Raw genomic sequence first — 12,551 nt, 5'->3', positions numbered from 1 at the left:
CCGCGCGCCATGACCGATCCCAGGTTCGACCCGGCCCAGGTTTTCGCGGTGTTCGGCATGCGTCATGTCGATACCGCGGGATTCGACGCCGCCGTGGTCCAGGCCCCGGGATCGGACCTGCGCTGCGTGTTCCTGTGGGGCCAGGATTGCTATAACTGCAATCTTTTCAAGCAGGCGGCATTGCTGCACCAGGACACCCTGCTGGGCCTGGACCTGAGCTGGTTCGAGGCCGATGTCTACGCCGATGAACCCCTGGGCCGCCGCTTTTCCCTGCATGGCGTCCCCACTTTTGTGCTTTACCGGGCCGGAAAGCGGCTCGGCCGCATCACCGGTTGGCCCGGATTGCCCCAGTTCACGGCGGCCATCCGGCGCCTGCAGGAAACGCCGGCGGAAAATTCCAGCCAGGCGTCTTGAAAAACCCTGCGGGCAGCCCCAGTTATGTGGGGACAGGAAATTTCTCTCCAATTTCATAGATCTATCCAAGGTAACCCGACCATGAGCAAAATTATTGGCATCGACCTGGGCACGACCAACAGCTGCGTGGCTGTCATGGACGGCGGTCAGGTCAAGATCATCGAAAACGCCGAAGGCGCCCGCACCACCCCCTCGATCGTCGCCTACATGGACGACGGCGAGACCCTGGTGGGCGCGCCCGCCAAGCGCCAGGCAGTGACCAACCCCAAGAACACCCTGTACGCGGTGAAGCGCCTGATCGGCCGCAAGTTCGAGGAAAAGGCGGTGCAGAAGGACATCAACCTGATGCCCTACGCCATCGTCAAGGCCGACAACGGCGACGCCTGGGTGGAAGTGCGCGGCAAGAAGATGGCGCCTCCCCAAGTGTCGGCCGACGTGCTGCGCAAGATGAAGAAGACCGCCGAGGACTACCTGGGCGAAGAAGTCACCGAAGCCGTCATCACGGTGCCGGCGTACTTCAACGACAGCCAGCGCCAGGCCACCAAGGACGCCGGCCGCATCGCCGGTCTGGAAGTCAAGCGCATCATCAACGAGCCGACCGCGGCCGCGCTGGCCTTCGGCCTGGACAAGACCGAAAAGGGCGACCGCAAGATCGCCGTCTATGACCTGGGCGGCGGCACGTTCGACGTGTCCATCATCGAAATCGCCGACGTCGATGGCGAAAAGCAGTTCGAAGTGCTGTCGACCAACGGCGACACCTTCCTGGGCGGCGAAGACTTCGACCAGCGCATCATCGACTACATCATCGGCGAGTTCAAGAAGGAACAAGGCGTCGATCTGTCCAAGGACGTGCTGGCCCTGCAGCGCCTGAAGGAAGCCGCCGAAAAGGCCAAGATCGAACTGTCGTCGGCTCAGCAGACCGAGATCAACCTGCCGTACATCACGGCCGACGCCTCGGGTCCGAAGCACCTGAACCTGAAGATCACGCGCGCCAAGCTGGAAGCGCTGGTCGAGGAACTGATCGAACGCACCATCGAACCCTGCCGCGTGGCCATCAAGGACGCCGGCGTGAAGGTTTCCGACATCGACGATGTGATCCTGGTCGGCGGCATGACCCGCATGCCCAAGGTCCAGGAAAAGGTGAAGGAATTCTTCGGCAAGGATCCGCGCAAGGACGTGAACCCCGACGAAGCCGTCGCCGCTGGCGCCGCCATCCAGGGTTCCGTGCTGTCGGGCGACCGCAAGGACGTGCTGCTGCTGGACGTCACCCCCCTGTCCCTGGGTATTGAAACCCTGGGCGGCGTGATGACCAAGATGATCCAGAAGAACACGACCATCCCGACCCGGTTCTCGCAGACCTTCTCGACCGCTGATGACAACCAGCCGGCCGTGACGATCAAGGTGTTCCAGGGCGAGCGCGAAATCGCCGCGGGCAACAAGGCCCTGGGCGAGTTCAACCTCGAAGGGATCCCGCCGTCGCCGCGCGGCATGCCGCAGATCGAAGTCACGTTCGACATCGATGCCAACGGCATCCTGCACGTGTCGGCCAAGGACAAGGGCACTGGCAAGGAAAACAAGATCACCATCAAGGCCAACTCGGGTCTGTCGGAAGACGAGATCCAGCGCATGGTCAAGGATGCCGAGGCCAATGCCGAGGAAGATCACCGCGTCGCCGAGCTGGCCCAGGCCCGCAACCAGGCCGATGCGCTGGTGCACGCCACCCGCAAGTCGCTGACCGAATACGGCGACAAGCTCGAGGCGTCCGAGAAGGAAAGCATCGAGGCGGCCATCAAGGCGCTGGAAGACACGCTGAAGGACGGCGACAAGGCCGCCATCGACGCCAAGGTCGAAGCCCTGTCGACCGCCTCGCAGAAGCTCGGCGAAAAGATGTACGCCGACATGCAGGCGCAGCAAGCGGCCGGCCAGCAGCAGGCCGCCGACAACGCGAAGCCGGTGGACGACAACGTCGTCGACGCCGACTTCAAGGAAGTCAAGCGCGACCAATAATGGCCGGGCGCTGACCTGCCTCTGCCGCCCGGTAGCCGGAGAAATCCGCCTACCGGGCGAACTCATTCTGTAGCACTGAAAAGAAGGCTCTCCCCCGAGCCCACCGATCATGGCAAAACGCGACTATTACGACGTCCTGGGCGTGGCGAAAAACGCTTCGGACGACGAACTCAAGAAGGCCTATCGAAAGCTGGCCATGAAATACCATCCGGATCGCAATCCGGACAGCAAGGAAGCCGAAGAGAAGTTCAAGGAAGCCAAGGAAGCCTACGAGGTCCTGGGCGATGAACAGAAGCGCGCCGCGTACGACCGCTATGGTCACGCGGGCGTCGATCCCAACGCCGCCGGCATGGGCGGCGGCGGCATGGGCGGCGGGTTCGCCGACGCCTTCGGCGATATCTTCGGCGAGATCTTCGGCGGTGGCGGCGGTGGCCGTCGCGGCGGCGGTCCGCAGGTCTATCGCGGCGCCGACTTGAAGTACGCGCTGGAGATCACGCTGGAGCAGGCCGCGGCCGGCTTCGACACCGAGATCCGCGTGCCCAGTTGGGAAAACTGCGACACCTGCCACGGTTCCGGCGCCAAGCCCGGCACCTCGCCCAAGACCTGCCGCACTTGCGGCGGCTCCGGCGCGGTGCGCATGCAGCAGGGCTTCTTCAGCGTGCAGCAGACCTGCCCGACCTGCCATGGCAACGGCAAGGAAATCACCGATCCGTGCACGGCCTGCGATGGCGTCGGCCGCATCCGCCGCAACAAGACCCTGCAGGTCAAGATTCCGGCCGGCATCGACGATGGCATGCGCATCCGCTCCAGCGGCAATGGCGAGCCGGGCATCAACGGCGGCCCGCCGGGCGATCTGTATGTGGAAATCCACATCAAGCAGCACAAGATCTTCCAGCGCGACGGCGACGACCTGCACTGCGAGCTGACCATCCCGTTCACCACGGCGGCGCTGGGCGGCGAACTGCAGGTGCCGACCCTGGGCGGCAAGGCCGAGATCTCGATTCCCGAAGGCACGCAGTCCGGCAAGACCTTCCGCCTGCGCGGCAAGGGCATCCGCGGCGTGCGCGGCAGCTATCCGGGCGACCTGTACTGCCACGTGGTGGTCGAGACGCCGGTGCGCCTGAGCGACGACCAGAAGAACATCCTGCGCCAGTTCGAGGCCTCGCTGAACGACGGGGGCGACCGCCACTCGCCGCAAAGCAAGTCCTGGACCGACCGCGTCAAGGAATTCTTCAGCTGAATCGGCTGAACTGACTCCCGCCATTGCGGCGGACCACGGCCCAGGGTCTGGAGGTATCCGGACCCTGGGCCGCTTTCATTGTGGCAGGCGGCACGACGTCGGGGCGAAAAAAAACCGCGGCTTGCGCCGCGGTTTCACTACGGGTACTGCTACTTCTTGCTTCAGACTTCGTACTGCTGACTACGGGTGCTGCTAACTACGGGTCTTGCTAACTACAGTTGCTGCCTCTTCCAAAACAGACTTCGTACTGCTACTACAGGTCCTGCTACTTCCACTGCTACAGTTCTGCCGCCGTTGCCGGAAAATACCGACCCCGAACCATGATGCCGTCCGAGGCCGGTCGGGCTACAGCAAGCAGCTCACCGGGTGATCGGCGGGTATTCGAGCTCGCCGAACGTGTATTGGCCGCTGGCCTTGGCCTGGGCAAGTTCCTGCTGGACTTCGGCGCGGCTCTTGCCGGCGGCGGGCGCTGCCACGACCGGCGGGTACTGCAGTTCGCCGAAGGTGTATTCGCCGCTGGTCTTGGCTTGTTGCAGCTGGGCCTGCACTTCCTGCGAGCTCAGGCTGGTGGCCTGGGGCAGGGCGGGCGGGTAGTCCAGTTCGCCAAAGGTGTATTGGCCGCTGACCTTGGCCTGTTGCAGTTCGGTCGCCACCTGGGCGCTCGACTTGGCTTGCTCGACACCGGCGGCTTGTGCGCCGGCGCCAGCCAGGGCTAGGGAAATCAGTAGGGTAGTCGTCAGGGTTTTCATAATGACCTCCAATGTTGTAGACGGGGCCGAATCCGGCGGCCCTCCGTCGTGGTTCGTTGTTTGTTCCCGATGACTGAATTGTGCGCGTCATCCCACCTGGGATAAACCCGTATATCCTGAAAACATCTTTCCATATGGATGGGTAATAAATATTTGGATAAGAAATTTCCCCGTCTATGGCATGGTTATGCGGTTGCTCCGTCCCCGAGATGGGTGCGCGATGCGCTTTGTGGCAAAAAAAAGCCCCTGCCTGGGCAGGGGCTGGGGATGCCGGGAAGACGTAGCGTCAGGGCGTCTTTTTCTTGAAGTCGCCGGCGACCGCGGTGCTGAAGCCGTCGGGGCGCAGGTACTTGCGCAAGGCGGCGTTGACCGTGTCGGGCGTGAGCGCGCTGATCTTCTTGTCCATCTCGGCCGACCATTCGAAGGTGCGGCCGCGCTGCAGGTAGTCGAGCCAGGTGCCGGCCAGCACGTCATCCTGGGCGCGGGCCAGGTTGCGGTAGTTCAGCAGCGCGGTGATACCGTCGGAAATTTCCTTGTCGCTGAAGCCGTCCTTGAGCACGCGGGCCAGTTCCTCGCCGATGGCCTTTTCCAGGCGCTCGCGGTTCTGCGGCGCGTAGATGGCGTACATGGTCCAGCTGGCGCTGGGCTCGAACGACGAGACCGACAGCGAGCTGCGCACGTTGTAGGACAGGCCTTCAGTCTCACGCACGCGGTTCCACAGGCGCGAGGTTTCCGAGGCGCCGAACAGGTAGTTGGCCAGGTACAGCGCCGGATAGTCGGCGTCGCTGTCCTGCAACTTCAGGGGCATGCGCGAGATGTAGAACGCGTTGGCCTTGTCCGGGGTCTCGATATCGAACTGCTTGGCGGGGATGTCGCGGTACGGATTGCCGACACGGGTGTAGGCGGGGGCGCGCTTCCAGCCGGCCAAGCCGTCCTTGACGGCCTTTTCGACGGCTTCGGGCTCGAAATCGCCCACGGCCGAATATTCGATCTTGCCGGCGCCATAGAACTTGGCGTGGAACTTGACCAGCGCATCGCGGTTCAGCGCGCGGATGCCGGCCAGCGATTCCTCGAACGTCGGCACGTAACGCAGGTCATCGGCGGGCCACGGATTGTCCTGGCGGGCCAGGGCGCGTCCGGCCAGGGCCTGCGGTTCGGTCATGGCGTTCTGGATAGAGGTTTCGAGCTGGCGCTGGTATTCCTCGAGCTGTTCCTTGGGGAAGTTGGCGTTGCGCACGATGTCCAGCGCCAGGCGGGTCAGTTCGGGCAGGTTCTCGCGCTTGGTCGACATGGCGATCTTGAGCGTGGTGCCGCCACCGCTGAAGCCGAGTTCGGCCTGCAGCTTGTCGAGGCGGTCCTGGATGTCCTGGCGCGACAGCTTGGCGGTGCCGCGCGTCAGCAGGTCGGCCACGGCGCTGGAATTCACGCGCTGGCCGAGCAGGTCTTTCTCGTTGCCGAACTGGATCAGCATCTGCGCCTGCACGCGGTTGCCGCGCGTGGCCTTGGGCAGCAGCGCCAGTTGCACCGGTCCGTTGGGCAGGTCGAGCGTCTTGCGCTGGGTCAGGCGGTCGATGTTCTGCGGGGTGGGATCGAAGGCGGACGCGGCCTTGAAGTCGGGATCGCCCTTGTAGTCCTTGAACACCGCCGTCAGATCGACGCGCTGGGTCTGCGGCGCGCGCACCGGTTTGTCGGTCGGGATGTAGCGGCCTTCGATGCGGTTGCTTTGCACCAGGTAGGTGGTGGCGGCCTGCTGCACCTCGGCCAGCGTGGCCTTGCGGGCGCGGTCGCGCTGCAGGAAGAACAGGCGCCAGTCGCCGGCGGCGATGGCCTCCGAGAGCGCCACGCCGACCTGTTCGGGATCGCTGTAGGTTTGCTCCCAGGAGGTCAGCCATTTGCTGCGCGCGCGGTCCAGTTCCTGCTGGGTGAAGGGCTTCTTGCCGAGATCTTCCAGCGTGCCGGTCAGCGCCTTCATGGCGGCATCCTGGTTCTTGCCCGGGGTCAGTTGGGCGGCGAACATGGCCAGGCCCGGATCCAGGTTTTCCATGGTGAAGCCGAACACGCCCGAGGCCAGCTTGGTCGGCACCAGCGCGTGGTAGAGGCGGCCCGACGGCGTATCGGCCAGGATGGTGGTGGCCAGGTCGAACGGCACGAAGTCGGGGCTGCCGGCGGCCGGGATGTGGTACATCGCGGCGACCAGCGGCGTGCCGCCGGTGCGGCGCAACGTGACGGCGCGTTCGCCGTCCTGGGCCGGCTCGACGGTGTATTCCGGCGGCAGCTTGCGCTCGGGCTTGGGCAGCTTGCCCAGCGTGGCCTCGATGTCGGCCAGCGTGGCCTGCGGATCGAACTTGCCGGCCACGATCAGCACCGCGTTATCGGGCTGGTAGTACTCATGATAGAAGGCGCGCAACTGGCCAATGTCGACGTTTTCGACGTCGGAGCGGGCGCCGATGGTGTTCTTGCCGTAGCTGTGCCACTGGAACGCGGCCGCCTGCATCTTCTGCATGAGGATGCGGAAAGGGCTGTTCTCGCCGCTTTCCATCTCGTTGCGCACCACCGTCATTTCGGAATCGAGGTCTTCCTTGGCGATCAGGGAATTGACCATGGCGTCGGCTTGCCAGCCCAGATACCACTTGAGGGTGTCGGGATTGGCGGCGAAGCTGGCGAAATAGTTGGTGCGGTCGCTGGAGGTCGAGCCGTTGGCCTGCAGGCCGCGGCGCGAGAATTCGCCCATGGCGTTGCGGGTGGTGGAGGTGCCCTTGAACAGCATGTGTTCGAGCAGGTGGGCCATGCCGGTCTGGCCGTAGTTCTCGTTGCGCGAGCCGACCAGATAGGTCATGTTGACCGTGGTCGAGGGCTTGGATTCGTCGGGAACCAGCAGGACGCGCAGGCCGTTGCTGAGTCGGTATTCGGTGATGCCTTCAATCGAGGCGGCCTCCGTGACGCCGGCCGGCAGGCTGGCGGCTCCGGCCTGGAAGGCCAGGAAGGATGAGAACAGCAGCGCGCCCAGCGGGCGCGGCAGCTTCGATATGGACAGGCGCATGGCGGACTATTCCTTTGGCATGGCAGAATCCGTTGGAGTGTATACGGTGTGAATGGTTCAGGGGCCCGCCCCTGGCGCGCCGGCCTGTCGTTCCGTCTGGAAAAAACGCGCATGTCGCTATCCCTTGAAATTGAGACTCCCCGCCTGGTGCTGCGGCAGTGGCTGGCGGCCGACCGCAAGCCGTTCGCGGCCATGAATACCGATGCGCGCGTGACGCGTTACCTGTTGCCGCTGACCGCGCCGGAAAGCGACGCGCTGGCCGACCGGCTGGCCGCCGGCATCGATGAATACGGCTGGGGCTTCTGGGCCGTCGAGGCGCCGGGCGTCGCGCCGTTCATCGGGTTCGTCGGCATCAAGGCGCTGGCGCCGACGCTGCCGTTCGCGCCCGGCGTGGAAATCGGCTGGCGCCTGGCGGCGCCCTACTGGGGCAGGGGCTATGCCAGCGAAGCCGCACAGGCGGCGTTGCGGGTGGGGTTCGAGCAGGTTGGGGTGCCCGAGATCGTGGCGTTCACGGTGCCGGAAAACGAGCCATCGCGCGCGGTGATGCGGCGCCTGGGCATGCGCGAAGATGCACAGCGCTTCGAGCATCCGGCGGTGCCGGACGGCCATCCCTTGAAGACGCATGTGCTGTACCGGCTGGCGCGAGAAGTCTGGAATGCGCAAAAAAATGGTGACGCAGGCGCAGGCAGGGAGCCGTTTGCCGCTGCATAAGCGTCGGCAGGCCTCGTCATGCCAGGATGTTGCGATGCAATATCCTGGCGTGGCGCGGCCGATTTGAGATCGAAGCGGGCGCGGGTGTAAGCTTTGCAGAACGTAGTTGCTGTTGTCGACGGGATGCGCGACAGCCGTCTACAGGTTTCCCGTCCAACGCCAGCCGCCGCCCCGCCGGGCCGCATCGGCAGCATGCCGGAACGCGCGCCCCCGCCCCGCGGGCGACGACGGTGCTTGTTGTTCGCGCCTTCGCCGCCGGCATCCTGCCGGCGCATCTTTCGGAGGAACGACCCATGCTGACCGAGATCGTCACGCGTGCCTTGTCCCAATTGACCGGCAGCCCCATGAGCGGCGACCGCATCAAAGGGCAGTTTCAGTACGCTTATGCCAGTGATGACGGCCAATTCGTGGCCATACTGACCCATGACATGACCACCTACGTGGTGGACCTGAGCACGCAGCGCTATTTCGCCGAGTGCGGAGGGTCGCCGCGAGGCTTCGCCGGGCACGTGCTCGAGATGGAGGGCGCCGAGGCGCGCCAGCATCCGTGGCCCGCGGCCAATGACCTGTTCGACCTGGACATGGATGCGGACGAATTGTCCTGGCGCCAGTGTCCCGGGATGCGCAGCATGGCCGACACTGCCAACCGATCTGTGGAGAGCCGCGCCGCCTGAGAGTGGCCAGAAGCGGCAGTCCCCTCACTGAACCGGCGAGATCGCCGGTTTTTTTTATCTTGTGATCGGGGCGGCTCGCTACAATCCGACGCATGACTTCCCACGCTGATAACCGCGCCCCGGACGGCGCCATCCTGGTCGACTGCACGCACGAACGCCATGCCGACCAGATCCTGGCCATCTTCAACGAGGCCATTGCCACCTCGACCGCGCTGTATGACTACAAGCCGCGTCCGCGCGAGGCGATGCTGGGCTGGTTCCAGGCCAAGGCCGGCGGAGGCTTTCCCGTGGTGGGGTTCGAGAACGCGGCGGGCGAGCTGATGGCGTTCGCCAGCTACGGCACGTTCCGCGCCTGGCCGGCCTACAAGTATTCGGTCGAGCATTCCGTGTATGTCGACGGCCGCTTCCGCGGGCGGGGCTTGGGCGAGGCGCTGATGCGCGTGTTGATCGAACGCGCCCGCGCCAACCAGGTGCACCTGATGATCGGCGGCATCGACGCGGCCAACCAGGGCAGCATCAAGCTGCATGAGAAGCTGGGATTCGTGCATGCCGGCACCATCCGCGAGGCTGGCTTCAAGTTCGGCCGCTGGCTCGACCTGGCGTTCTACCAGTTGACCCTGGACACGCCGGCGCGGCCGGTGGACGGCTGAGGGCTTTGCCGGGACCGCGCCGCGGCGCCCGGCGGTCGCACTACTTCGACAGCACCCGCATCGCCTGTTCCAGTCCGGCGACCGTCACGGGGTACATGCGGTCCTGCATGATGTCGCGCATCAGCGCGATCGACTGGCGGTACTGCCACGACGCGGTGGGCTCGGGATTGAGCCACACGGACTTGGGCCAGGCATCCAGCAGCCGGCGCATCCACTGTGCGCCCGGTTCCTTGTTGTAGTGCTCGACCGAGCCGCCCGGTTGCAGGATCTCGTAGGGGCTCATGGTGGCGTCGCCGACGATGATCAGGCGCCAGTCGGGGTTGTACTTGCGCAGCACGTCCCAGGTGTCGAAACGTTCGTTCTGGCGCCGGCGGTTGCTCTGCCACAGGCTTTCGTACGGGCAGTTGTGGAAGTAGTAGACCTCGAGATTGCGGAACTCGCTGCGGGCGGCGGAGAACAGCTCCTCGACGCGGCCGATGTGGTCGTCCATGCTGCCGCCGACGTCCAGCAGCATCAGCACCTTGACGGTGTTGTGGCGCTCCGGAACCATGCGCAGGTCCAGGTGGCCGGCATTGCGCGCGGTGCTGGCGATGGTGTCGTCCAGGTCCAGTTCGAGTTCGGCGCCTTCGCGCGCGAAACGCCGCAGGCGGCGCAGCGCGACCTTGAAATTGCGCGTGCCCAGCTCGACCTGATCGTCGTAGTCCTTGAACTGGCGCATGTCCCAGACCTTGACCGCGCTGCGGTTGCCGGCCGACTGGCCGCCGACGCGGATGCCTTCTGGGTGGTAGCCGCCGTTGCCGAAGGGCGAGGTGCCGCCGGTGCCGATCCACTTGCTGCCGCCGGCGTGGCGTTCCTTCTGCTCTTCCAGGCGTTCCTTGAAGAGCGCCATCAGCTTGTCCCAGCCGTGCTTCTCGATGGCGGCCTTTTCTTCCGGCGACAGGCTCTTCTCGAACTGCTTGATGAGCCAGTCCAGCGGGATGTCCTTGCCGGCCGGCAGCGCGGCCTCGATGCCCTTGTAGTAGGCGCCAAAGGCCTTGTCGTAGCGGTCGTAGAGCGATTCGTCCTTGACCAGCGCGGTGCGCGCCAGGAAGTAGAAGTCGTCCAGCGTGGGCGTCATGACGTCCTGGCGCAGCGCGTCCACCAGCGTCAGGTATTCCTGCACCGAGACCGGCAGCTTGTGTGCCCGCAGGTGGTAGAAGAAGTCGATCAGCATGATGGCCGCGAGGAGGGCGTCAGCGGCGCTGGGTGCCGCGGGTCATGGCGGCGAGCCGTTCCAGCAGGTGCACGTCCTGTTCGTTCTTGAGCAGGGCGCCAGCCATCAGCGGCACCGCCGTGGCGGTGTGCGCGTCGATCTGCGCCGCGCTGACGTCCTCGGCCAGCAGCAGGCGCAGCCAGTCCAGCAGTTCGGAGGTCGACGGCTTTTTCTTCAGGCCGGGCGCGTCGCGCAGGCTGAAGAAGGTGTCGAGCGCCGCGCGCAGCACGTCCTGCTTGAGTTCGGGGAAATGCACCGCGACGATGTCGCGCATGGTCTCGCGGTCGGGGAAACGGATGTAGTGGAAGAAGCAGCGGCGCAGGAAGGCGTCGGGCAGGTCCTTCTCGTTGTTGGAGGTGATGATGACCAGCGGCCGGTGGCGCGCGGCGATGGTCTGGCGCGTTTCGTACACATGGAATTCCATGCGGTCGAGTTCGCGCAGCAGGTCGTTGGGGAATTCGATGTCGGCCTTGTCGATTTCGTCGATCAGCAGCACCACCGGCTGCTCGGCGTCGAAGGCCTGCCACAGCGTGCCCTGCACGATGTAGTTGCGGATGTCGCGGACCTTTTCGTCGCCGAGCTGCGAGTCGCGCAGGCGCGACACCGCGTCGTATTCGTAAAGACCCTGATGCGCCTTGGTGGTGGACTTGATGTGCCATTGCAGCAAGGGACGGCCCAGCGCGCGCGCCACTTCCTCGGCCAGCATGGTCTTGCCGGTGCCGGGTTCGCCCTTGATCAGCAGCGGGCGCTGCAGTGTCAGCGCGGCGTTGACGGCGAGCTTGAGGTCATCGGTGGCGACGTATCGGTCGGTGCCATCGAAGCGTGTTTGCGGTGCGGAAGGAGCGGTCTGGGCAGCGGACATGGATCGGCGGACTTCTCGGGGTTGATGGGGATCAAGGCCATTTTCGGGTATTAATCCTAGACAATTATCGTACAATCAGGCGGTTTTGCAGCTGGGTTCGACCCGCAACGTGTTTGCCGGGGGCCTTTCCGTGTGAGCAGGCCCTAGTCCTCAAGCCATACCAAGAAGAGCCATCCCAATGAAGTTGCGATTCTCTCTGAAGTACACGGTTTCCCTGCTGACCCTGGCCTCCTGTGCGATCGCCGGCCAGGCGGCCGCCGCGGACGCGGCGCCGGTCGGCAACGTCCAGAATGCCCGCGACAAGGTCTCCATGTGCATCGGTTGCCACGGCATCGAAGGCTACAAGGCGACCTTTCCCGAGCTTTACCACGTCCCGATGATTGCCGGCCAGAACGCCAAATACATCGAAACCGCCCTCAACGAGTACAAGAAAGGCGCGCGCAGCCATCCCACGATGGACGCCATCGCCGGCAGCCTGTCCGACCAGGACATCGCCGATCTGGCCGCGTACTACTCGAATCTCAAATGACAGGGGGCAATCACATGAACCGCATCATGCTTGCCCTCGCGGGCGCGACGTTGGCCATTTCGGGCGCGGCTGCCCAGGCCCAGGACCTGATGGCCGGCAAGGCTGTCTTCGAGAAATTCAACTGCGCGTCGTGCCATGGCGCCGACGCCAAGACGGCGGTCGATCCGGCCTACCCGACGCTGGCCGGCCAGCACGCCGACTATCTGGTGCATGCGCTCAAGGCCTACCGCCGCGGCGCCTCGGGCAGCGCGGCCACGGCCAACGTGCGCAAGAACCCCATCATGGGCGCTTTCGCCACCCAATTGTCGGACCAGGACATCAGCAACGTCGCGGCCTGGTTGGCATCGTTGCCTAGCGACCTGGGCGTGCGCAAATAGCGCTGTTTGCCCCGCATGCAAAAAACCCTCGGTTCGCCGAGGGTTT

Annotated in this window: 12 protein-coding genes; 8 read left to right on the top strand and 4 right to left on the bottom strand. The window is 64.8% G+C overall.

What is annotated here, in order from left to right; translation table 11 throughout:
• Positions 1-9 precede the first annotated feature (9 nt).
• From HV742_RS06735 to dnaJ, 3 genes are all read left to right on the top strand, one after another.
• Positions 10-414 carry a thioredoxin family protein gene (locus HV742_RS06735; protein ID WP_049071728.1) on the top strand — a complete coding sequence of 135 codons (405 nt, stop codon included), beginning with the start codon at positions 10-12 and terminating at the stop codon, positions 412-414.
• A gap of 81 nt (positions 415-495) precedes the next feature.
• Positions 496-2,421 carry a molecular chaperone DnaK gene (gene dnaK, locus HV742_RS06730; RefSeq protein WP_049071730.1) on the top strand — a complete coding sequence of 642 codons (1,926 nt, stop codon included), beginning with the start codon at positions 496-498 and terminating at the stop codon, positions 2,419-2,421.
• A 109-nt stretch (positions 2,422-2,530) separates the two neighbouring features.
• A complete protein-coding gene (dnaJ, locus tag HV742_RS06725) occupies positions 2,531-3,661 on the top strand; it encodes a molecular chaperone DnaJ (protein WP_059269426.1) in 1,131 nt (376 codons plus the stop codon).
• 359 nt (positions 3,662-4,020) lie between these two features.
• Here the strand turns inward: dnaJ and HV742_RS06720 are convergent, their stop codons facing one another.
• Together HV742_RS06720 and HV742_RS06715 are read right to left on the bottom strand one after the other, a co-directional pair.
• Complete coding sequence (locus tag HV742_RS06720; RefSeq protein ID WP_006389048.1) at positions 4,021-4,410, bottom strand: DUF4148 domain-containing protein; 390 nt, start codon at positions 4,408-4,410, stop codon at positions 4,021-4,023.
• A gap of 286 nt (positions 4,411-4,696) precedes the next feature.
• Positions 4,697-7,450, bottom strand: a complete 2,754-nt coding sequence (locus HV742_RS06715) for a M16 family metallopeptidase (RefSeq protein ID WP_059269427.1) — start codon at positions 7,448-7,450, stop codon at positions 4,697-4,699.
• A 111-nt stretch (positions 7,451-7,561) separates the two neighbouring features.
• Here HV742_RS06715 and HV742_RS06710 point away from each other — a divergent pair, with 111 nt between their 5' ends.
• From HV742_RS06710 to HV742_RS06700, 3 genes are all read left to right on the top strand, one after another.
• Positions 7,562-8,161: a GNAT family N-acetyltransferase gene (locus HV742_RS06710; RefSeq protein WP_175144730.1), complete on the top strand. Its 600-nt coding sequence runs from the start codon at positions 7,562-7,564 to the stop codon at positions 8,159-8,161.
• Positions 8,162-8,454: 293 nt separating this feature from the next.
• Positions 8,455-8,835 carry a hypothetical protein gene (locus HV742_RS06705; RefSeq protein ID WP_054419942.1) on the top strand — a complete coding sequence of 127 codons (381 nt, stop codon included), beginning with the start codon at positions 8,455-8,457 and terminating at the stop codon, positions 8,833-8,835.
• Between the two features lie 92 nt (positions 8,836-8,927).
• A complete protein-coding gene (locus HV742_RS06700; RefSeq protein ID WP_063581507.1) occupies positions 8,928-9,485 on the top strand; it encodes a GNAT family N-acetyltransferase in 558 nt (185 codons plus the stop codon).
• A 40-nt stretch (positions 9,486-9,525) separates the two neighbouring features.
• On the opposite strand, the gene HV742_RS06695 is transcribed toward HV742_RS06700, so the two are convergent.
• Positions 9,526-10,698 (bottom strand): vWA domain-containing protein, encoded by a 1,173-nt coding sequence (locus tag HV742_RS06695; RefSeq protein WP_175144729.1) that lies wholly within the window; start codon positions 10,696-10,698, stop codon positions 9,526-9,528.
• A gap of 19 nt (positions 10,699-10,717) precedes the next feature.
• Positions 10,718-11,599, bottom strand: a complete 882-nt coding sequence (locus HV742_RS06690; protein WP_054419947.1) for an AAA family ATPase — start codon at positions 11,597-11,599, stop codon at positions 10,718-10,720.
• 178 nt (positions 11,600-11,777) lie between these two features.
• Here HV742_RS06690 and HV742_RS06685 point away from each other — a divergent pair, with 178 nt between their 5' ends.
• Both HV742_RS06685 and HV742_RS06680 read left to right on the top strand, forming a co-directional pair.
• Positions 11,778-12,128, top strand: a complete 351-nt coding sequence (locus tag HV742_RS06685; RefSeq protein ID WP_049071752.1) for a c-type cytochrome — start codon at positions 11,778-11,780, stop codon at positions 12,126-12,128.
• 14 nt (positions 12,129-12,142) lie between these two features.
• Positions 12,143-12,505: a c-type cytochrome gene (locus HV742_RS06680; RefSeq protein ID WP_049071754.1), complete on the top strand. Its 363-nt coding sequence runs from the start codon at positions 12,143-12,145 to the stop codon at positions 12,503-12,505.
• The last annotated feature ends 46 nt before the right edge of the window (positions 12,506-12,551 follow it).

Origin of the sequence: Achromobacter ruhlandii, from assembly GCF_902859695.1 — a bacterium.
Taxonomy (GTDB): domain Bacteria; phylum Pseudomonadota; class Gammaproteobacteria; order Burkholderiales; family Burkholderiaceae_B; genus Achromobacter; species Achromobacter ruhlandii.
This window is presented reverse-complemented; position numbering and strand designations above follow the sequence as displayed.

Excerpts from the sequence above, each read along its gene's own strand:
- HV742_RS06735 (WP_049071728.1), top strand. The coding sequence starts at position 10 with ATGACCGATCCCAGGTTCGACCCGGCCCAGGTTTTCGCGGTGTTCGGC.
- dnaK (WP_049071730.1), top strand. The coding sequence starts at position 496 with ATGAGCAAAATTATTGGCATCGACCTGGGCACGACCAACAGCTGCGTG.
- dnaJ (WP_059269426.1), top strand. The coding sequence starts at position 2,531 with ATGGCAAAACGCGACTATTACGACGTCCTGGGCGTGGCGAAAAACGCT.
- HV742_RS06720 (WP_006389048.1), bottom strand. The coding sequence starts at position 4,410 with ATGAAAACCCTGACGACTACCCTACTGATTTCCCTAGCCCTGGCTGGC.
- HV742_RS06715 (WP_059269427.1), bottom strand. The coding sequence starts at position 7,450 with ATGCGCCTGTCCATATCGAAGCTGCCGCGCCCGCTGGGCGCGCTGCTG.
- HV742_RS06710 (WP_175144730.1), top strand. The coding sequence starts at position 7,562 with ATGTCGCTATCCCTTGAAATTGAGACTCCCCGCCTGGTGCTGCGGCAG.
- HV742_RS06705 (WP_054419942.1), top strand. The coding sequence starts at position 8,455 with ATGCTGACCGAGATCGTCACGCGTGCCTTGTCCCAATTGACCGGCAGC.
- HV742_RS06700 (WP_063581507.1), top strand. The coding sequence starts at position 8,928 with ATGACTTCCCACGCTGATAACCGCGCCCCGGACGGCGCCATCCTGGTC.
- HV742_RS06695 (WP_175144729.1), bottom strand. The coding sequence starts at position 10,698 with ATGCTGATCGACTTCTTCTACCACCTGCGGGCACACAAGCTGCCGGTC.
- HV742_RS06690 (WP_054419947.1), bottom strand. The coding sequence starts at position 11,599 with ATGTCCGCTGCCCAGACCGCTCCTTCCGCACCGCAAACACGCTTCGAT.
- HV742_RS06685 (WP_049071752.1), top strand. The coding sequence starts at position 11,778 with ATGAAGTTGCGATTCTCTCTGAAGTACACGGTTTCCCTGCTGACCCTG.
- HV742_RS06680 (WP_049071754.1), top strand. The coding sequence starts at position 12,143 with ATGAACCGCATCATGCTTGCCCTCGCGGGCGCGACGTTGGCCATTTCG.